The sequence below is a fragment of the Paramylibacter ulvae genome, assembly GCF_014652655.1.
Taxonomy (GTDB): Bacteria; Pseudomonadota; Alphaproteobacteria; order Rhodobacterales; family Rhodobacteraceae; genus Amylibacter; species Amylibacter ulvae.
The window spans coordinates 41,107-61,720 of sequence record NZ_BMZF01000011.1; the positions used below are offsets into that span (position 1 = coordinate 41,107).

Consider the following 20,614-nt stretch of genomic DNA (forward strand, 5'->3'; position numbering starts at 1 on the left):
ATGCGCAAATAAAAACGCCCGCAAGTGATGCGGGCGTTTCAAATTTAGCAATACAAAAGAATTTATTCTTCTTTTGCTTCTTCGCCTTCTGCTGATGCTTCTTCTGCACCTTCTTCTGTGCTTGCATCTGTTTCGTCTTCGTCTTCATCATCAGATTTCAACGCAGATGGTGCAGAAACGTTCGCGATTACAAAATCACGATCAGTAATCACAGGGCGTGTGCCTTCTGGCAATGTCACGTCAGAGATGCTGATTGAATCGCCGATTTCCATGTTTTCAACATCGATGACGATTTGTTCAGGGATATCACCCGCGGTTACAACCAATTCGATTTCTGGACGCACGGCGTTAAATGTACCGCCTGCTTTCAGACCAACACATGTTTCCATGTTGATGAATTCAACGTGGATGTTCATGTTGATGCGGCTGTCGCGTTTCAGGCGCAACAGGTCAAGGTGTGTTGGCAAATCTTTGACAACATCACGTTGAACACCACGACATACGCAACGCACATCTTCTTGGCCTTCGATTTTCAGGTTGAACAGGGTGGACATAAATCCACCGTCTTTTAGTTTTTTCAACAAAACGTTGAACGGGATTGTAATCGCTTGTGGCTCGGCGCCACCGCCATATACAACACCAGGTACAAGACCCTCACGGCGTGCAGATCGGGCGGCCCCCTTGCCTGTCCCCGTACGCGCCATGACTTCTAGATCAGGAATTTTCCCAGCCATAGTAATTCTCCTAAGGTTATGCGGCCTCCTCCAAGGGTGCAGTGCCGCGTGAAGCGCTGCATATAGGATGGATTGCGCCCAAAGGAAAGTGATTATTTACCCGTAGATTGCACAATACGTGGGTTAAATTGCACCTTTGGCTGTTCTGGTGGTTCGAAACTGTCGAAATCAGACGAAATAATGTGATGAACAAAGTTTTCGAGCGAGCCGAAAGCCTTTTCCTCTGATTTGTGATAGCGTTTTATTATCGATTCTGGAATCGTATCTTTAATGATGCGCATTCTCCCCCCTACAGAAGTTATGCATTGCGTGTTGTGTGTCCCTAGTACTGACACCTTAGGGGTGATATTTGGTAAATGCAATCTATGGTTGCAATTTTTTCAACATTTCATCAAACGCAGGTAAATTGGGTGGCAATTGTTCAATTTGGGCGCGATGTTTGTTTGGATCTATGCTCAGCAATCGCGCCAGATGCGGCGCATCGGGTGCGCAATCCATGCCAAGCTGTTTCGCCAAATCAATCGCGTTTTGTGCCAGCGTTTGTGGTTGATAAAAGTCTTCGTAAAAGATGTGCAGCGGGGACAGCTTGATTTGATCAATATGCGCGAGTGTTTGGTTTTTCAAATCCAAGAAATGCCCCATGCGGCTCGCGGCCTTTTCCAGATTGATCGGCTTGGCGGTGGCTTCGCCAGATTTCAGCTTTTGTAAGCGAGTGTTGAAAATCTTGGGGCGGTTGCGAAACCAAAGCTTGGTTGATTTGGCGATCATCAAACTTCGGAACCGTGCGATTTCATCGTGGCGCAGCAACAAAATCACGGGGCGGTTCATGTCATGCGCCAAATCCAGCAAGATATTGGTGATGTCAGGATGTGCAGTGCACAGGCAATGTTTGATATTTTCGCGTTTTTTCAAAACACTGTACAGGTCACCGGTTAATCGCGCGATATCTGGATTTTCGCGGTGGCGTTGCGTGGCAAAACCATATTGGCGTGCGCGCAGGAATGGTTCGTCTTGGGCGGTGTCAAACGGCGAACAAGCATCCAAAAACTGTGAGAGGCTGGTGCCGCCACAGCGTTGCATGGTGATAATTAACCACGGTTCTGGTTTAGTCGGCGAATTCATCGCGAAACCCTTTTGGGATCAACAGGTTATCACGTGACATATTGGTGATAAGACGTTCACCGCACAACGCCATTGTGGTATCCAATTCCTTGTGAATGACATTAAGCGCAGCGGTAACGCCATTTTCGCCCATCGCGCCAAGCCCGTAAATAAAGCTGCGCCCGATATAGGTTGATTTTGCACCAAGTGCCACGGCCTTGAGCACATCTTGGCCCGATCGAATGCCGCCATCCATGTGGATTTCGATATCCTTACCCACCGCATCAACGATGTCTGGCAACATGCGGATGGATGATAATGCCCCGTCCAATTGGCGCCCGCCGTGGTTTGACACGATCAACGCATCTGCGCCGCTATCGACCGAGCGGCGTGCATCGTCCACATCCAAAATACCCTTTAGGATCAACGGGCCACCCCAGCGTTCCTTGATCCAAGCGATATCATCCCAATTGAGCGCAGGATCAAATTGTTCTGCCGTCCAAGAGGACAGGGATGATAAATCCCCAACGCCCTTGGCGTGCCCGACAATATTGCCAAAACTGCGCCGTTTTGTTCCCAGCATCCCCCATGCCCACCGTTGGCGCAGACCGATATCAATCATATTGCGAATGGTCAGCTTGGGCGGGGCAGACAGGCCATTTTTAATGTCCTTGTGCCGTTGTCCCAAAATTTGCAGATCGAATGTCAGGACAAGCGCGGAACAGCCCGCCGCCTTGGCCCGATCAATCAGGCGTTCGATAAAATCGCGATCTTTCATCACATAAAGCTGAAACCAGAATGGTTTTGTGGTGTGGGCGGCGACATCTTCGATTGAACAGATCGACATGGTGGACAGGGTGAATGGCACCCCGAATTTTTCCGCAGCCCGCGCGGCTTTAATTTCCCCATCTGGGTGTTGCATCCCCGTTAATCCAACGGGGGCAAGGGCGACGGGCATCGCCACATCTTGGCCAACCATCGTGGTGGCCGTTGATCGGTTGGTCATATCTACCGCCACCTTTTGGCGCAGACGGATTTTTTCAAAATCCGAAACATTTTCGCGAAATGTTTGTTCCGTCCACGATCCGCTTTCGGCGTAATCATAAAACATCGTTGGCACACGGCGTTTGTAAATGGTTTTGAGATCGTCAATCGTAGTGATCGGTGGCATATGCGCGGCCCTTATCGTTGTGATGCCGCCATTGTTTCAAGGTTTTTGCAAATTGGCAATATTTTCTTACCAATTGGTGGAGTCGTTCGGTTGGATGTTGAAAAACGCTGAAGATGCGTGTTTAAGGTGGTTTAAAGCGAATGTCAGCTTTGAGCCCAGACTCACTGATGCTACGCGTTGGATGAATGTCTGCTAAGTTGAGACATGTGGGCTTGGCTCTTCGCCACACAAGAACGACTTCAGACTGTTTTTGAAGAAGTGGTTCCAGCCATCAAGGCAAATCCCCCAACAATTCAGCGTCGGCGTTAGTCCATCATGTATCATCTTGATCTCGGTCTTGTATCCAACCGTTTTGAATTCCCAAATGATCTTTGTTCCCAGCCACTCTTGATCGATCTCCTTCGGTTGGCCTTCGACTTTGTGGTGCGCATCAGTGCATATCATCTCGATGCGGTTGGGACTTTCGAAAGATGTGGCCTCAAACGTCCAAAACCCATAGTCGGGCGGGAACCGCGCAGTCACTATGTCACCAACCCCGTTGAGGCCCCCTTCGGTGGACTGGGTCCACCACTTGTCCATCTGTGTCGCGACAGCTTGGAAACAGGCCTCCTGAGATGCAGACACTTGGATGGTTTCTTCATAGTTTTTTGACAGTTCGATCAAGATAAGCTCCATTGAGGTGGTTTGATCTAAACATACTTAACTCATTCGGTTTGAAAAGTAGGCAGTATTTTGATACTTAAGTATCAAAACGATACTATTGGAGCTTCAATTGCAAGACGATACCAGTTCGAACCTTTGCCCCGCACCACTTGTCTTCGCGATGATCGGTGGAAAATGGAAGCTGTCGATACTGCAGATACTCATCTTTGATGGGACAAAGAGATTTGGGGAGCTTCGGAAAGCGATCCCTGAAATCACACAGACGATGCTGACAAAGCAACTACGGGATCTGGAATGCGATGGTCTCGTCAAAAGAGTGGTCTATGCTGAGGTGCCTCCAAAAGTTGAATACAGCGCCACCGAAGACGGCGTCGGGCTGATGCCCGCATTCAAGGAAATGCACTCATGGTGGGAAACACGAAAGCGTTCGTCAAATGCACCATAAATGCCGCGATGCCGCTGCGTAATATGGCTGGAAATTGAAGAAACCCTAAGGAAAACAGACCTTGCCGAAGCAATCTTAAATGGTAGATTCGTCCCCATACCTGCCGTTCGGCTCACACTGCCGCACAAAATATCAATCAGACAGAGTTGATTCAATTTACGCGCTATGCGCGCCGTCTGCCAATTCTTTGACGAAATCCAACACGGTTTCAACGCTATCGCCGTCGGCCAGTTTTTGTACGATTGCGGAACCCACAACCGCGCCATCGGCGACGGCGGCCATTGCGGCGGCGTCTTGCGGGGTTTTGATCCCAAAACCAACGCAGACGGGTAAATCGGTGCTTTGTTTAATGCGTGCAACTTCGCGCCCAACGGTTTCTGGGCTGGCCGAACCAGATCCTGTGATCCCCGTGATCGCGACGTAATAGATAAAGCCAGATGTGTTTGGCAAAACCGTTGGCAGGCGGCGTTCATCGGTGGTGGGGGTTGTCAGGCGAATAAAATCAATGCCTGCCTTGCCCGCAGGAATGCACAGCTCGCTGTCTTCTTCGGGGGGCAGGTCCACGACGATAAACCCATCAACACCCGCCGCTTTGGCATCCACCAGAAATGCATCAACGCCGTGGCTGTAAATCGGGTTGTAATATCCCATCAACACAATCGGTGTGGTGTCATCGGTTTTGCGAAATTCAGTGACCAGTTGCAGCGTCTTTTTCAACGTCATGCCACCGTCAAGTGCGCGTTGACCCGCCAATTGAATGGTGGGGCCATCGGCCATTGGATCGGTAAACGGTGCGCCAAGTTCGATGATATCAACACCCGCACCTGGCAATCCGTTCATCACCGCAAGGGTGGTATCATAATCGGGATCACCCGCCATGATATAAGACACAAAGGCAGATTTCCCCTGCGATTTCAGATCAGCAAATTTTGCAGCAATACGAGTCATAACCACCCCTTGAAAACCGTTTGGTGTGGTTTGCTGGAAATATTTCAGAAAATCAATGGCAAAGCGACGAAGGGGTTCAGTCCACCTAGATTTCCAAAGACACCAGAGTTGACTTTGAAAGCATCTGGAAATAATTAAGACCCACGAAACACATCGGAGGATTGTTGATGAACTATATTTGGACCCCGCCACTGCGCTGAACGCTGGTCCAATTGGGCTGTCGTTTTGGATGCGCCCAGAGTTAATCACAATTCCTGTTTTTGCCCGTAGAAAGGCACCCCGATGTTTCGTAAATTTGAAAACCTTATCCGTCCCTTTGAAAACGTGCCCGATGGTACGCCGCCCGCAAAATTGTGGCCCTATATGGTGCAACAATTAGCGCCGTTTAAAAAATGGCTGCCTTGGATGGCGCTGACTGGTGTTTTGGTTGCGCTGATGGAAAGCGGGCTAATTTTTTATTCGGGGCGTATCATTGATTTGATGGGCGCAAGCAGCCCCGATGCGTTTTGGGGACAGCATGGGTTTGAATTGATCCTTGTGATTATCTTCATCCTGTTTTTGCGCCCTGTGATAATCACGTTGAACCATTTCTTTTTGGAACAAACGCTTGCGTCAAATTTACAGGATCAAACCCGTTGGCGTGCGCATAAACATATGTTGGGGCAATCATCATCGTTTTTCCAAAACGATTTTGCTGGGCGTCTGTCCAATCGTGTGATGCAATTGGGGCCAGCGGTGGAGGATTCCACCTATATGGCGTTTGAAGGCATCTGGTACGCCACCACATATGTGTTGGGTGCGATTTTGATCCTGTCACAAATTGATATTCGCCTTGGCGCACCTTTGGCTATTTGGCTGGTGTTATACATGTTATATGTACGCCGCATTGCGGTGCGTGTGTCGGTTGCATCGGAAAAATGGTCGGCGGCGCGATCATTGGTGACGGGGCGGGTTGTTGATGCCTATTCCAATATCGAAACGGTGAAATTATTCGCACATGGCGCCAGCGAAGAGGCATATGCATTATCCGCACTGCGTCGATTGCGGCTACGGTTTCAACGGTTTTTGCGTCTTATGACGGAAATGTCGTTTGGGCTGAACTTGCTCAATGGGGCGTTGATGGTGGGGGTTGTTGGCCCAGCGATTTGGTTGTGGATCAATGGACATGTCACCATTGGCGAGGTGGCGGCGGCATCTGCGCTGACCATCCGATTAAACGGGATGAGCGGCTGGATCATGTGGGTAACCATTCGCCTGTTTGAACATGCAGGTGTGATCCGCGAAGGATTGGAATCCATCGCCAAACCACAGGCCGTGGTGGATGCGCCGCGCGCACCCGAAATGGTTGTCGATCATGGCGCAATCCATATCAGCGGATTGAGCCATCATTACGGCAAGGATCAGGGTGGGTTGAACGGTATTGATCTGCATATCCCTGCGGGGCAACGCGTTGGTTTGATTGGGCGTTCGGGTGCTGGGAAATCCAGCCTTGTGAACCTTTTGTTGCGGTTTCGTGATGCGGAGCAGGGCGAAATCACCATTGATGGGCAAAACGTATCGGATGTGACCCAAGACAGCCTGCGCCGCCAAATCGGCATGGTGACCCAAGACAGTTCGCTGTTGCACCGATCCGTGCGTGCCAATCTGTTATATGGTCGCCCCGACGCGAGCGAGGATGAAATGATTGCAGCGGCGCAAAAGGCCGAAGCTCATGAATTCATTCTTGATCTGGAAGACCCAAAAGGGCGCACAGGGTATAATGCCCATGTGGGCGAGCGCGGTGTGAAATTATCGGGCGGGCAACGCCAACGTGTGGCGATTGCGCGTGTGATATTAAAGGATGCGCCGATCCTGATCCTAGACGAGGCGACATCGGCGCTGGACAGCCAGGTCGAGGCCGCCATTCAAGATACGTTGTTTGATATCATGGAAAATAAAACCGTGATCGCCATTGCGCACCGTTTGTCCACCATCGCACAGATGGATCGCATTGTGGTGCTGGACGAGGGCGCGGTGGTTGAGGATGGCAGCCATGATGAATTGCTGGCAAGTGGCGGTATTTACGCAGAACTTTGGGCGCGTCAATCAGGCGGGTTTCTGGGCGTTGATGAATAACGAAAACTTGGCGGGGCTTGTGTTTTCACCCCGCCAAGGCTAGATGCTGCAAAACGGATTATTGCATAGCATCGGAGCATCCAAAATGGGTTTTAAAACTGGTATTGTTGGCCTGCCAAACGTAGGTAAATCGACATTGTTCAACGCGCTGACCCGCACCGCGGCGGCACAGGCAGCGAATTTCCCATTTTGCACCATCGAACCCAATGTGGGCGAGGTATCCGTGCCCGATGAACGTCTGGATAAATTGGCGGCAATTGCCAGTTCCAAAACCATCCTGCCTGCGCGTATGACATTTGTGGATATCGCAGGTTTGGTAAAGGGCGCGTCCAAGGGCGAGGGGCTGGGCAACCAATTCTTGGCCAACATTCGTGAATGTGATGCGATTGCCCATGTTTTGCGTTGTTTCGAAGACGATGACATCACCCATGTTGATGGGCGCGTTAACCCGATTGAAGATGCGGAAACCATTGAAACCGAATTGATGCTGGCCGATTTGGAAAGCATTGAAAAACGTCTGCAAAATCTGGTGCGTAAAATCAAAGGCGGTGACAAAGAAGCGGTCGCCACCAAGGATTTGTTGGACAAGGCCAAGGCTGCAATTGAATCTGGTCAGCCCGCGCGCACGGTCGAGGTGGCCGATGATGAACGCAAATTGTGGAACAGCCTGACATTGCTGTCATCCAAACCCGTTTTGTTTGTCTGCAACGTCGAAGAAGAAAACGCCGCCAAAGGCAACGCCCATTCCGATGCGGTTGCCAAATTGGCCGCCGAACAAGGTGCGGCATCTGTTGTGGTGTCCGCCGCGATTGAGGAAGAGATCAGCCAGCTGGATGACGAAGGCGCGGAAATGTTCTTGGAAGAATTGGGTCTGGAAGAGGCGGGTTTGAACCGCGTCATTCGCGCAGGCTATGATTTGTTAAAATTGCAAACATATTTCACCGTTGGCCCAAAAGAGACTCGCGCATGGACAATCAAGGTTGGCACCAGCGCACCACAGGCCGCAGGCGTAATTCATGGTGATTTTGAACGTGGATTTATTCGTGCGGAAACAATCGCTTATGACGATTACATCGCCAATAACGGCGAACAGGGTTCCAAAGAAGCGGGCAAAATGCGCGCCGAAGGAAAATCCTATATCGTGTCTGACGGCGATGTGTTGCATTTTCTGTTTAATACCTAAGCCCCGTTAACAACCGTTAAGCATCTATCACCCATCCTGCCCGTGGGGTAAGAGGTGGAACAATCATGTTGTCACCCTTGCAATCGGGCATAGGAGTGATGGGATATGACGCTCAGCGTGGTGGGTACGCTATTTCGTCAAGGCAATGGTAATTTGGTCGGCGTCAATGATTTCGCCGTTTTCTTTTCGGGCAGTCGCGTGTTTTTGGTAACAGGCAGCGAAGCACGAGGGAATTTTGCGGTTTACTACATTTATCCGGACGCAGAACCGCGCCGCCGTGGTGGCCTGTCGGAGGGTGACGAAACGGGATCAAACACGCTTTCTGGGTTTGAATTGATCACGCATAATGGTGAAACATTTTTGCTCACGTCGGGGCGATATGACGATAACGCTGCATTGGTTCCCATTGATAGCTCGGGAAAGCTCGACAATGAATTTAACATTTCTGGCGATGCGACAGATTACGGGCATTTCACGCTGACTCATACGGTGCAACTGGATGGAAAAACATTCACATTTGTCATTCGCAACGGGCAATCAGGGATTGAAAGTTATCGGATCATGAATGATCTTAGCTTTCGCCAAAAACGCGGATATGACGATACAAGTGATACGCATTTGGGCGATGTCACCGCGATGGATAGTGTCACAATCGGGGATCGCACCTTTTTAATTACTGTGTCGGGAATTGATGCGGGCATTCAAACCTATGTTGTTGGGCGGCACGGAAATTTGCGCACGCGTGATACGGTTTCACCTGATCATGGGGCGGGTTTGGCGTTGTCAACGGATGTTGATATTGTTGCGGTTGGGGAAATGCATTTTGCGGTTCTTACATCCGCAGGCACGAATAGCGTGACCGTCTATCATATCAATAATCATGGGCATCTGACTCAAACCGATCATGTTTTGGATGGGCGTGATACGCGGTTTCAGGATGCCAGCATCGTTGAAACCATTGCGCATCATGGGCGTGCATATGTTTTTGTGGCCGGGTCGGATGATGGGATCACGGTGTTTGAATTGACATCCGATGGGCAATTGCAATTGCGTGAAGTCTTGGCCGATGATTTTGAAACGGCGCTGAATAACATTAGCACAATGGAACTGGTAATATTGGATGATACAATCCAATTATTTGTAGGCAGCAGTAGTGAACACGCCATGACCCAATTCACCTATACCCCGCAAAACACAGGCTATGTGATCAATGGTGCGGGGGATGCGGATAACCTGATCGGCAGTGCCGATAATGACATTATGTTTGGCGCTGGCAATGGCGATCACATCAATGGGCGTGCTGGGGATGACATGATTGATGGCGGTGCAGGGCGGGATATTCTGACAGGTGGAACAGGGAATGACACCTTTGTTTTTGCACCCGATGGGCGGCGCGATATCATCACCGATTTTCAACTGGGCAAAGATGTGATTGATCTGTCGCAATTTGATCTGGTCGGGCATGTGGATAGTTTGGATATAAGAAGCAGATCATTTGGTGCGGTAATCGTGATTGGTGGCGAAACAATTCGCATTGAAAACCACCGCGAAGAAAGATTTTACGCAGATGATTTCACCAACGAAGATTTCATTTTTATTTAATCCAGTGGCAAACCGCTGGGCACGGAATTGGGAATGCCCAACCGTTGGCGTGTATCACTTGTCAGCGCGTGCATAAACGCGATGAGCTGGTCAATTTCCATATCGTCCAAATCCACGGGTTTGATATCTATTGCGCGCGCTTGGCGTGCCATTTCGCGCGTATCTTGTTGGACGATAAAATCGATTTCCGCCAACCACGGCGCATCGGGCAGGGCGGCCAGATCGGGGTGCCAATTGGCGCGTGATTTTTCGGGGTTTAAATGATGTTCAATAATCCCGCGCAAATCGGGATAGGCGCCGTTGTGACCATAGGGTGCGGTCAAGGCCACATTGCGCAACATCGGCGTGCGAAAACGATAAGCATCGGCCAGATCATCGCTATGCCCCATTTTGCCAACATCGCGCGCGATAAAATCGAATGTGCGTGTGCGCCCAGGCCCAAATGCAGGCAGACCAAGCGCGTAAAATTTTTGATCGCTAAACAACGGCTCAACGTGACAGGATGCGCAATTTCCCCGCCCCATAAACAATTCCATTCCCGCGATCTGATCCGGTATCATCGCGGTTTCATCACCCATCAGATAGGCGTCAAACGGGCTGTCCATGCTGCGCCATTCAAAGGAAATAAAACTGGCTAGCGCATTGCCAATATCGGCGATTGTGACCTGTTCAGGGGTTTGGATATGGCGGTAGGCATCGACAAAGCGTTGCCCGTATTCGGGGATCACGCGCACGCGTTTGGCCAAGATCGGCCACGCCGCATCGATGCGATCATGCACAGCACCTGCGATTTCATTTTCGCTGGGATTGCCCGCCATTTCAAATTGCGCAACCAGTGGAAAAATCGCCTGTGCGGCCAAAATCGATGTGAACCCTTCGGGCAGCCATTCTTGAGCGGGTGAATCAAGCCCGTTGCCATAGACATCTGAAAACGACAAACGCCCATCGTGAAACATAACGTTTATATCCTTGGCGCCCAAATTCCACAACGCGGGCGCATTGCGTGGGATCCGTTTTTTGATACGGCTGTCGCCCGTGCCCGCGTGGCGATTGGTGCCCAAACCAACGCCGCCTTCGCCAATGCCAAGCGATAAACCATCCCCCGTGCCAAAATCGGGGTGGTGACAGGTGGAACAGGCAATGTTTTTATTCCCTGACAGGATTTTATCGTAAAATAACAATTGTCCCAATGCCGCCTGTTTTGCATCATAGGGCAGAAAATCATTGGGGTCGTCATATGGGGTTTCCCCCGCAAATGCCGATGCACCCAGACCAGTACAAAGGATCACAAGATGCGCAAATTTTTTGGCATTTTTCTGTTGGCGACAACACCCGTTTTTCCCCACGGTGCATTGGCGGATGTGGAAACGGGGCGTGATTTGATGGAGGCGGGGCAATTCGAACAAGCGTTCGCGGAATTTTGGCCCGCTGCGCGTTCGGGCAATGCCGACGCCGAAGAATTGATTGGCGTAATGTATGCCATGGGTCAAGGCGTTGAACGCGACGATCAACGTGCGTTTGAATGGTATCTGCGCGCCGCGATGAAGGGGCACGCGGGGGCGCAATCGGGGATTGGTTGGTATTATGAGGTGGGGCGCGGTTTGCCGGCGGTGGATTTGGTGCGCGCCTATATGTGGTACACGCTCAGCGCAATTGGCGGCGATCCCGATGCGGCGATTTCGCTGGAAGAGGTCGTGAAAAAAATGACCAAAGCTGAAATTGAAAAGGCGCATATTCTGGTCGATGATTACAAGGTGTGGATGTATCCGTTTCGATAATCCAAAGGTGGGGGTGCATGGCTTCCCACGCACCCGGGGGGTTATTTTACGTCTGCTGCGCGCGCAGCGCCGATTTCGGCATTGGCGGCATCAACGGCAGTGGTCAGTGCGTTAAACACTTCTTCGCCACGTGTGACGTTTGATTTGAACCAGTCATAAACAGGCGTTGCGGCCTCTGCGAATGCGGCCTTTTGATCTGGTGTTGGAACGTATAAATCACCGCCACCTGCAACGAATTCTTCGTATGCTGCGATGGATTTGCGTTTTGGTGATGCGAATGTTGCCTGTTGCAGGGCATAGAACCCATCAACCACAACGGCGCGCATTTCTTCTGGCATGTCCATGAATGTTTGGTTTGACATCCACCACAACGCGCCCATGTATGCATGGCCATCAAGGGTGACATATTGCAGACCCGCATCTGGGAATTTCATCCCCATGATATCGGTGATGCCGTTTTTGGAACCTTCCACAACACCCGTTTGGAATGATGTGAACAATTCAGGCCATGGGATCGGTGTTGGTGATGCGCCCAGTGATTTTACCAATTCTTGCGGTAGGTCGGCAACCACGGTGCGGATTTTCAAGCCTTCCATGTCTTTTGGTTCTGCAACACGGCGTTTTGTGTTGGCAAAGTTGCGCCAGCCACCTGTGTTCCCAATGGTCATCAAGCGGATCGCATCGCCTGAATCCTCTAGTGCCATTGCGCGCATTTGACGGGTGAAATCACCAGACAAAACATGTTCTGCAACACGGTCATCGGCCATCAAATATGGCAGATCAAGAACCTGAACATATGGGAAAATGCCAGATGCACCACCTGATGTAGAGATATAGATATCAACCGTACCATCGGCGACACCTTGCAAACATTCCGCACCGTTTGAACACAGTTGCGTGCCGATGAACAATTCCACCTCGATCGCGCCGTTTGATGCGGCCTCGACGTAGTTTTTGAACACGACCAGACCATCGTAGTCTTCGTCGTTTTCATTTGAATTGGCGGTTGCGCGGATTTTGTAATCAGCGGCGGTGGCGCTGATGGCCGTGCCAGCCAAAATGGCGGCGAGTGCCAGTGTTTTAAATGTTTGTTTGAGCATTATGTTTCCTCCGAATACTCTGTTGGGTGGTTAGTTCGCAAACCCTGTTAAACGCGGGATTGTCATTGAAATGGCGGGAATATATGTGATCAAGAATATCACGATGATTTCAACCAATAGGAATGGCAAGATTGCCTTGGCGATGGATTCAACCCGTTCGCCCGACACGGCAGATGCCACAAACAGCACAAGCCCCATCGGCGGTGTCGCCAGACCCACGGTCAGGTTCACCGACATGATAATGGCAAAGTGGATCGGATCAACGCCAAGGCTGGTGAATATCGGCCCCAAGATCGGGCCAAGGATAATAATCGCAGGTCCCGCATCCAAAAACATCCCAACGATAAACAACAACAAGTTGATCAAGAACAACAGGATCAGCGGGTTTTCCGATAGGGTCAAAATGAATGCGGCAAGCTGTTCTGGTGCGTGCGACAGGCTGACGACGGTTTTAAAGGCCATGGCAGCACCCACCAGCAACAACACCACAGCGGATGTCAGGCCAGAGCGTGCAAGCACATCGGGCAAATCACCGATTTTAAGGGTACGCAACACGAACAGCCCGATGATGAGCGCATATGCAACGGCAACGGCTGCGGCCTCTGTCGGGGTGAAAACACCCGCCAAAATGCCGCCCAAAATGATCACAGGTGTGAGCAGGGGAAAGAATGCCTTGAGGCTGGCCTGACCACGTTCACCCCATGTGTGTTTACGCGTGGCGACAGGAAAATCGTATTTGTCGGCCATGAATTTGACCATGATCATCAAACCGATGCCAACCATTGCACCTGGCACAATCCCCGCAAGGAACAACGCGGCGACGCTTTCGCCCATGACATATGCATAAATAATCATGATCCCCGATGGCGGAATGATCGGGCCGATCACGGAACTCGCCGCCGTGATCGCGGCGGCAAAGCGGCGAGTATAGCCTTGTTTTTCCATCGCTGGGATTAACATTGACCCCAATGCGGATGTATCCGCCACGGCAGATCCAGACAGCCCCGCAAATAACATTGATGACATCACGTTCACATGGGCAAGCCCACCGCGCAGGTGCCCCAAGAATGCTTGGGAAAATTCAACAAGACGCATGGTGATACCACCACGGTTCATCAGTTCACCCGCCAGCATGAAAAACGGAATAGCCATCAATGGAAAGCTGTCCATACCATTATAAACATTACGATACAGGAGAGTGATATCTTTTTCTTGGCCGTTGAGATAGAGCAGTATGCCCGGTGCGGCGAGCAGGCCGAAAAACACGGGCAGACCGATCATCAGGAACAAGAGGAAAAGCGGTAAAAACCATATCAACATTATTCTGTCCCCACTGTTTCAGCATTGCGAATTTCAGGCATGGCGGCAGCACCACCAAACAGCGTGATCACGCTGCGCATGATTAATTCGATATTGACCGCAAGCAATAAAATGACGCCCACCAACATGGATGCCATCATCCAAGAGCGGGGCACGCGAAACCATTCATCAAACGCAAATGAAGTGGGCACATAAAGCGATGCTGTGGCGAAACGCCCGCCAAACCCTGTGACCTCTGACCAGCCGATTTTGGTGGCAACGACAAGCACCAACATGGATACACAGAGCAAAAACAAAGATAGGCTTGCGCCGATCACACGGGGCAAAAAACGTGTGATCATATCAATGGCAACAAACCCGCCACGGCGAAACGCGGTGGGGGCCATCAGACCTGTCATCCACAACATGCAAAAACGCGCAGCCTCATCAGGCCACGGCAGCGCATTATTGAGGATATAGCGATAAAAAACTTGGATAAGGATGGCCGTTACCATCATGGCAACCGCAAACACGCCAATGGCACGCCCAAATCGCAATACGAACGCGTTCACCATGCTAACAGGCGTTAGCAGTGCCAATAATGTGACCATATATTCCTCCCTTTATGCGCGCAGCCTCCACCCTTGCGCGTGTGTTAGACGTGTTGAGGCAATCCCCCCATGCGTCCAGCGTAAAATGCGAGCGCATCACCATCGCGCATTTCTGCATTGGTGACTTGTCCCAATATAATCGCGTGATCGCCACCATCGATATTATTGACCTGTGTGCATTCAAAACGCGCAAGGCAATTTTCGATCAACGGCACGTTTTGTGCGTTCACGATATAATCCAGCCCGTCGAAGGCATGTGCAGATTTGACGAATCCGTTGCAAATGTCGGCCTGTTCCACATCAAGTATATGGATTGCATAGTGTTTCGCAGCAGAAAAATAACGAAAACGACGCGACGATTTTGCAGGGGCCCATAAAACCAGCGCTGGATCGAGCGATACGGATGAAAAGCTGTTGACGGTAATGCCAACGGGGCCATCATCGCTGTTGCATGTGATCACTGTCACACCCGTGGCAAAGCGCCCAAATGCGTTGCGCAACAGGCGCGTGTTTTCGGGATCTGGTGTGAAACGTGTTGTCATGTTGCCGCCGCCATCTGCCATTATGCCACCTCGTGTCCTATTGCTGCTGTGTAAAGTTTGAACCATGTGATGCGATCCATATTCACCTTGGTCGCATCGGATATGGATTTGATACGTTTGAGATTATTCGTACCCATCACTGGCAGGATTTTGGCAGGATGCGCCAATAACCAAGCAACAGCCACCGCCGCGCGATCAACACCGTTGTCATAGGCAACCATGTCCATCGCCTTGGCCAATTCACCGTTACCAGTCATCAAATCACCACCGCCAAGGGGCGACCAAGCCATCATCGCGGTATCATGTTGCTGATGAAACGCCACATCGCCATTGGTGAAACCATCATGCGCACCCAGCGACAATTCAATCTGGTTGGTGACCAGTTTGTTTTTCATGCCCGATTGCAACAGATTCCAATCCCAAGGGCGGAAATTGGATACACCAACCGCGCCAACCTTGCCCGATGCCACCAGCGCATCCAATGCGCGACCGGTTTCCAAGTGATCCATCATCGGATCAGGGCGGTGGATCAACAACAGATCGATGTGATCAATTTGCATATTGGCAAGGGATGCATCCACGGATGCGTTAATATGTGCCGCCGATGTGTCGTAATATTTTACGGGCACATCTGCGTATTTGCCACAGGGGGCAACGATATCGCATTTGGTGACGATCTGCATTTGATCACGCAATGATGGGTTTTCACCCAATGCCGCGCCTAAAACCGCCTCGGCTCCATAATCGCCGTAAATATCGGCCTGATCAAATGTCGTGATACCCTGTTCCAAACAGGCGTCGATTTTGGCGCGCACATGTTTGGTGGATGTATCGCTGTCATCCGCAACACGCCACATGCCATAAACGATGCGGCTGAATTCAAGTGTATCGGTAAGTTGGATGCGTTGCATATTAACGGCGCTCTCCTGTGCCAAGCGGTGTTGAGGGGGTGGAATTGGGAACGCGGCCATATACCTCTGGTAGGGACACGTTTTTCAAATGCGGCATGACGCGTGAACCAAAATGTTCTGCTTCGTCGATATGGGGATACCCAGAAAAGATAAACGCACGGATGCCCATTTTTTGATATTCTTCGATTTTTGATAAAACCTGATCGGTTGAACCGACAAGTGCCGCACCACAGCCCGAACGCGCACGGCCAACGCCCGTCCATAGGTTGGGTTCGATATAACCAAATTTATCCGCCAGCTCGCGGTTTTTCGCCTGATGCGAAACCCCAAGGGATGTTGAATCCAGCGCACGTTCGCGGATCATGCGGCCATATTCATCATCCAATTTTGATGTGATGTAATCGGCGTATTCGCGTGCCTCTTGTTCGGTGTCGCGCACGATCATATGCACACGTAATCCGTAATCCAGCGTGCGGTTGTATTTCTCGGCAACGGCATTCACGGCCTTCATCCGTCCTGCGAGTTCATCCATTTTTTCAGGCCACATCAGATATACATCACAATGTTGACCACATAATTCCAAGGCAGATGGGGAATAACCGCCAAAATACAACAGCGGTCCACCGGTTTGATATGGGCGCACGGGATCTGTTGTTAATCCTTTGAAATCATATACTTCGCCGCTGTAGTTAATTTCGTCTTGTGTCCATGCTTGTTTCAAGATTTCCACAACTTCGCGCGAACGTTGATAGCGATAATCGCTGTCCTCTTTTTGGCCTGGGAAATCAGAGCTGATGATATTTACGGTCAGGCGACCCTGTAACATATGATCCAGCGTTGCGATGGTGCGCGCCAACATGATGGGTTGCATTTCGCCACAACGCACCGCCGCCAACAGGTTGATTTTTTCGGTGATCGGGGCACAGCCTGCCACGAATGACAGCGTATCCTGTCCAACCTGATAGGATGATGGGCAAAGGATGTTGCGAAATCCCTGAGCCTCGGCCGTTTTGACGATGTTGGAACAATGATCCCAGCTTGATCGCAGATCGCCATCAGGCACACCCAAGAACTGATAATCATCAGAACACAGTGCCGAAAACCAAGAAACCTCTGCGCCATCCAAATCCGCGGATGTGACCGGAACGATTGTCATCGTTATCCTCCCAAGATCGAAACAATTTTCACTTGCTTAGCATTGAAAAACGTGTAGATCAATGGTGTATCAATTTTAGATTTGGAGGAGTCTAAACCCTGATGTCATCGCCCGACCAAAATCCCAATGACTTGCCCAAATATGTGCAGATCAGTGAATTGTTAATCCGTGATATCGCCGCTGGGCGGTTGATGGATGGGGAGCGATTGCCCCCCGAACGCGACATGGCGGATGAACTAAACACATCTGTTGGAACATTGCGAAAATCGCTTAAAATCCTTGAACAAAAAGGCATGTTGCAGCGCATTCACGGGTCTGGAAATTACATTCGCCACGGGGTCAAAGACGACAGTTATTATGCGATGTTTCGCATTGAATTGCTGGATGGTGGCGGATTGCCACGTGCGGATGTGTTGGATGTGTCGATCATGGATAAACCCGATGATTTGCCCAAATTCGGCACATCACCACGTGGATCACGCATTCGTCGATTGCGCTATTTGAATGATACAATTATCGCGGTCGAGGAAATTTGGTTGGATGCGGGTGCGGGGTTGGTGGATAAAAATGCGCTTTCAGATTCGCTCTATCATTATTATCAGAAAAAACTGGGGTTTTGGATTCACCGCGCCGAAGATCGCGTGACCATTGGCAATGTTCCCGATTGGGCACCAGGAAAATTTACATTGCGCCACGGCGTAACAACCGCGTTTATCGAACGGTTTAGCTGGTCGGATGCACCCGCACCAATCGAATATTCGCGCACTTGGTTTGACACAACACGCGCACATTATGTGCAACGATTAAAATAGGAATGAATATGGGCAAGTTAGTAAATTATGGCGTCATCGGATGCGGCATGATGGGGCAGGAACATCTGCGCAATATCGCATTGCTGCCTGATACAAAGGTTGGCGCGATTTATGAACCCGATGCGGATATGGCCACATTGGCAAAGGGTTTCGCACCCGATGCGGTGATGGTGGACAGCTTGGATGCATTGCTGGACATCGCGAATTTGGATTGTTTATTGATCGTAAGCCCCAATTTTTGCCATGTGGATCAGCTGGAACAAATTGCCGCCAAACGCACATTGCCGATCTTGGTGGAAAAGCCGCTGTTCACCGATCCTGCGGATGTTGCACGGCTAGAGAAATTTCGCAAAAACTACGCCGCGCCCGTTTGGGTGGCGATGGAATATCGGTTCATGCCGCCAATAACGGCGCTGCGCGATGGGGTGGATGGCGCCACGGGTGGGATCAAGATGTTGACCATCCGCGAACACCGTTTTCCGTTTTTGCCAAAGGTGAATGATTGGAACCGTTTTAATCGGTATTCGGGTGGCACATTCGTTGAAAAATGCTGTCACTTTTTCGATCTGATGCGCCTGTTGGTGAAATCCGAACCCGTCCGCGTGATGGCCAGTGCGGGGCAGGATGTGAACCATTTGGATGAAACCTATGACGGCGAGGTCCCCGATATTTTGGACAATGGTTATGTGATCGTTGATTTTGAAAACGGTGCACGTGCGATGTTGGAATTGTGCATGTTTGCCGAAGGTGCGCGTTACCAAGAAGAAATTTCCGCCGTGGGCAGTGCTGGTAAGATTGAAGCCTTGGTCCCTGGCCCCGGTCGTTTTTGGCCCGCACATCTGGGTGATGCGCCGATCCCACAAGTGATCGTCAGCCCGCGCGACCCCAAAGGGCCAGAATTGCGCGAAATTCCCGTTGATCCAGAATTGCTGGATGCAGGTGATCACAATGGTTCGACGTTTTACCAGCATCGTGGGTTTGTCGCATTGGTGCGCGGCGAACGCGATGCACCCGATGTATCATTAGAGGATGGTTGGAAAGCGGTGGCCATGGGCATGGCCGCACAAGAATCCGTACGCACAGGACAGGCGATTGATCTGCGCAAGGGCGGATATCTTCCAGAAATGTGAATTGTCGCGACAGAAGTTTGTTGTGGTCACGTATCAGCTATGCTGATCACAACAAGGAGCTGTCATGCGTATCATTCTTCCAACTCTTTTTGCCGCGACAATGATCCCCGCAATATCCATTGCAGAAACCTATTCAGTGGATGTTTGGGCCGATAACTGGTTCGAAATGCGCATTGACGGTGTGCAGGTCGCAGAGGATAGCGTGCCCATCACAACCGAGCGTTCGTTTAACGCCGAAAGTTTCACATTCGTAGCCGCCGCGCCATTTGTGATTGGTGTGGTGGCCAAGGATTTCAAAGAAAACGATACGGGGCTGGAATATATCGGCAGCCGTCGCCAACAGATGGGCGATGGTGGTTTGATCGTTCAGGTAAAAAACAGTGCCGGCGAAACCGTGGTTGTCAGCGATGAAAGCTGGCAATGTGCGGTGACCCATACCGCGCCATTGGAAAAATCTTGCGAAAAATCCGAGAACCCTGTTGCTGGCGAGGGCGTGTGTTTGTTTGAAGCAGCCGATGAACCCCAAGGTTGGGACCACGCCGATTTTGATGCATCCGATTGGCCCGCCGCCAGCGTGTATAGCGCCGCCGCCGTTGATCCCAAAATGGGGTATAATGACATCAATTGGGATGATCACGCCGCATTTATTTGGGGACCTGATCTGGAACAAAGCAATACGGTGTTATGCCGTGTCAGCGTTGAATAATCTCTCTTTCTTTCACTTAATGTAGGACAATAATATGTTGAAACCCACCGCAACCGTTATCGTGCTTGGCCTGTATTCTGGTATGGCACAGGCGGATAATGTCGAAGTTTATGTGGTTGATATGCTCGATAATATCCAATACGGATATTGTTTGGATATCGCCAAAGGGCAGGGCGCAAATGCCAACCCTGATGATGGGCTTCAGGCGCATACGTGTTACAGCCCATCAGGCGAAATTTTTGTTGATCAGGCGTTTGATTCAGAGCGTTTCGATGAAGGCGTGATGTATATGCCTGAATTTGATGTCTGCATGGCCGCGACAGGCACAAAGGTGGGCGACACCGTCACGCTGGCCAGTTGTGATGAAGCATCAGATGCGCAAAGCTGGGTTTTTAACGGCGAGGGCACGATTGCCCCCACAGCAAACCCCGAAATTTGCATCACTCTTGGCGATGAAACCCGCACTGGGCGCAGCAAAGAAAACCAGATGAAAGCGTTGACGTTGGAAACCTGTTCCGATGAATTGGCCACCGTTCAAACATGGGATACCCGCACAGCAGAATAGTGGTGATATGCACACAAAAAAGCGCGGCACCCCGATTGGAAT

General features: G+C 50.7%; 22 protein-coding genes. 9 read left to right on the forward strand and 13 right to left on the reverse strand.

Annotated elements, in window-relative coordinates; all coding sequences use genetic code 11:
• Nucleotides 1-62 precede the first annotated feature (62 nt).
• The 5 genes from IE094_RS14385 to IE094_RS14405 form a co-directional block, all read right to left on the reverse strand.
• The gene (locus IE094_RS14385; protein ID WP_189641415.1) at nt 63-734 is read right to left on the reverse strand and encodes a 50S ribosomal protein L25/general stress protein Ctc; all 672 of its coding nucleotides are present in this window, start codon (nt 732-734) and stop codon (nt 63-65) included.
• A 92-nt stretch (nt 735-826) separates the two neighbouring features.
• Nucleotides 827-1,015 carry a hypothetical protein gene (locus IE094_RS14390; protein ID WP_189641416.1) on the reverse strand — a complete coding sequence of 63 codons (189 nt, stop codon included), beginning with the start codon at nt 1,013-1,015 and terminating at the stop codon, nt 827-829.
• Between the two features lie 82 nt (nt 1,016-1,097).
• Nucleotides 1,098-1,856, reverse strand: coding sequence for a hypothetical protein (locus IE094_RS14395; protein ID WP_189641417.1), 759 nt, complete (start codon nt 1,854-1,856; stop codon nt 1,098-1,100).
• Nucleotides 1,840-3,006 carry an alpha-hydroxy acid oxidase gene (locus IE094_RS14400; RefSeq protein WP_189641418.1) on the reverse strand — a complete coding sequence of 389 codons (1,167 nt, stop codon included), beginning with the start codon at nt 3,004-3,006 and terminating at the stop codon, nt 1,840-1,842. The genes IE094_RS14395 and IE094_RS14400 overlap by 17 nt, the downstream gene beginning before the upstream one ends.
• Before the next feature lie 192 nt (nt 3,007-3,198).
• Nucleotides 3,199-3,669, reverse strand: a complete 471-nt coding sequence (locus tag IE094_RS14405) for an SRPBCC family protein (RefSeq protein ID WP_189641419.1) — start codon at nt 3,667-3,669, stop codon at nt 3,199-3,201.
• A 109-nt stretch (nt 3,670-3,778) separates the two neighbouring features.
• Here IE094_RS14405 and IE094_RS14410 point away from each other — a divergent pair, with 109 nt between their 5' ends.
• Nucleotides 3,779-4,114 (forward strand): winged helix-turn-helix transcriptional regulator, encoded by a 336-nt coding sequence (locus tag IE094_RS14410; protein WP_308429227.1) that lies wholly within the window; start codon nt 3,779-3,781, stop codon nt 4,112-4,114.
• Nucleotides 4,115-4,270: 156 nt separating this feature from the next.
• Here the strand turns inward: IE094_RS14410 and trpA are convergent, their stop codons facing one another.
• Entirely contained in the window at nt 4,271-5,062 is a 792-nt protein-coding gene (trpA, locus tag IE094_RS14415; protein ID WP_189641420.1) for a tryptophan synthase subunit alpha, read from the reverse strand.
• 282 nt (nt 5,063-5,344) lie between these two features.
• Here trpA and IE094_RS14420 point away from each other — a divergent pair, with 282 nt between their 5' ends.
• From IE094_RS14420 to IE094_RS14430, 3 genes are all read left to right on the forward strand, one after another.
• Nucleotides 5,345-7,177 carry an ABC transporter ATP-binding protein gene (locus tag IE094_RS14420; RefSeq protein ID WP_189641421.1) on the forward strand — a complete coding sequence of 611 codons (1,833 nt, stop codon included), beginning with the start codon at nt 5,345-5,347 and terminating at the stop codon, nt 7,175-7,177.
• A gap of 85 nt (nt 7,178-7,262) precedes the next feature.
• Nucleotides 7,263-8,360, forward strand: coding sequence for a redox-regulated ATPase YchF (gene ychF, locus IE094_RS14425; RefSeq protein WP_189641422.1), 1,098 nt, complete (start codon nt 7,263-7,265; stop codon nt 8,358-8,360).
• 105 nt (nt 8,361-8,465) lie between these two features.
• Nucleotides 8,466-9,962, forward strand: a complete 1,497-nt coding sequence (locus tag IE094_RS14430) for a calcium-binding protein (RefSeq protein WP_189641423.1) — start codon at nt 8,466-8,468, stop codon at nt 9,960-9,962.
• Here the strand turns inward: IE094_RS14430 and IE094_RS14435 are convergent.
• Complete coding sequence (locus IE094_RS14435) at nt 9,959-11,248, reverse strand: cytochrome-c peroxidase (RefSeq protein WP_229802368.1); 1,290 nt, start codon at nt 11,246-11,248, stop codon at nt 9,959-9,961. The two genes, IE094_RS14430 and IE094_RS14435, sit on opposite strands and share 4 nt — an antisense overlap.
• A gap of 6 nt (nt 11,249-11,254) precedes the next feature.
• Between IE094_RS14435 and IE094_RS14440 the strand changes: the two genes are divergently transcribed.
• Nucleotides 11,255-11,740, forward strand: a complete 486-nt coding sequence (locus IE094_RS14440; RefSeq protein ID WP_189641424.1) for a tetratricopeptide repeat protein — start codon at nt 11,255-11,257, stop codon at nt 11,738-11,740.
• A gap of 41 nt (nt 11,741-11,781) precedes the next feature.
• On the opposite strand, the gene IE094_RS14445 is transcribed toward IE094_RS14440, so the two are convergent.
• The 6 genes from IE094_RS14445 to IE094_RS14470 are packed head-to-tail and all read right to left on the reverse strand — an operon-like array spanning nt 11,782 to nt 17,359.
• The gene (locus IE094_RS14445; protein ID WP_189641425.1) at nt 11,782-12,840 is read right to left on the reverse strand and encodes a TRAP transporter substrate-binding protein; all 1,059 of its coding nucleotides are present in this window, start codon (nt 12,838-12,840) and stop codon (nt 11,782-11,784) included.
• Nucleotides 12,841-12,870: 30 nt separating this feature from the next.
• Nucleotides 12,871-14,160, reverse strand: a complete 1,290-nt coding sequence (locus IE094_RS14450; RefSeq protein WP_189641426.1) for a TRAP transporter large permease — start codon at nt 14,158-14,160, stop codon at nt 12,871-12,873.
• The gene (locus tag IE094_RS14455; protein ID WP_189641427.1) at nt 14,160-14,750 is read right to left on the reverse strand and encodes a TRAP transporter small permease; all 591 of its coding nucleotides are present in this window, start codon (nt 14,748-14,750) and stop codon (nt 14,160-14,162) included. Before IE094_RS14455 ends, IE094_RS14450 begins: the two co-directional genes overlap by 1 nt.
• 44 nt (nt 14,751-14,794) lie before the next feature.
• Nucleotides 14,795-15,313: a flavin reductase family protein gene (locus IE094_RS14460; RefSeq protein WP_189641428.1), complete on the reverse strand. Its 519-nt coding sequence runs from the start codon at nt 15,311-15,313 to the stop codon at nt 14,795-14,797.
• A complete protein-coding gene (locus IE094_RS14465; RefSeq protein ID WP_189641429.1) occupies nt 15,313-16,203 on the reverse strand; it encodes an aldo/keto reductase in 891 nt (296 codons plus the stop codon). Before IE094_RS14465 ends, IE094_RS14460 begins: the two co-directional genes overlap by 1 nt.
• Before the next feature lies 1 nt (nt 16,204).
• Nucleotides 16,205-17,359: an LLM class flavin-dependent oxidoreductase gene (locus IE094_RS14470; protein ID WP_189641430.1), complete on the reverse strand. Its 1,155-nt coding sequence runs from the start codon at nt 17,357-17,359 to the stop codon at nt 16,205-16,207.
• 101 nt (nt 17,360-17,460) lie between these two features.
• Between IE094_RS14470 and IE094_RS14475 the strand changes: the two genes are divergently transcribed.
• From IE094_RS14475 to IE094_RS14490, 4 genes are all read left to right on the forward strand, one after another.
• Nucleotides 17,461-18,171, forward strand: coding sequence for a GntR family transcriptional regulator (locus IE094_RS14475; RefSeq protein ID WP_189641431.1), 711 nt, complete (start codon nt 17,461-17,463; stop codon nt 18,169-18,171).
• A gap of 8 nt (nt 18,172-18,179) precedes the next feature.
• The gene (locus tag IE094_RS14480) at nt 18,180-19,301 is read left to right on the forward strand and encodes a Gfo/Idh/MocA family protein (protein ID WP_189641432.1); all 1,122 of its coding nucleotides are present in this window, start codon (nt 18,180-18,182) and stop codon (nt 19,299-19,301) included.
• A 64-nt stretch (nt 19,302-19,365) separates the two neighbouring features.
• On the forward strand, nt 19,366-20,007 hold the full coding sequence (locus tag IE094_RS14485; protein WP_189641433.1) for a PEBP family protein: 642 nt from the start codon (nt 19,366-19,368) through the stop codon (nt 20,005-20,007).
• Between the two features lie 34 nt (nt 20,008-20,041).
• On the forward strand, nt 20,042-20,572 hold the full coding sequence (locus IE094_RS14490) for a ricin-type beta-trefoil lectin domain protein (RefSeq protein ID WP_189641434.1): 531 nt from the start codon (nt 20,042-20,044) through the stop codon (nt 20,570-20,572).
• Nucleotides 20,573-20,614: the final 42 nt, after the last annotated feature.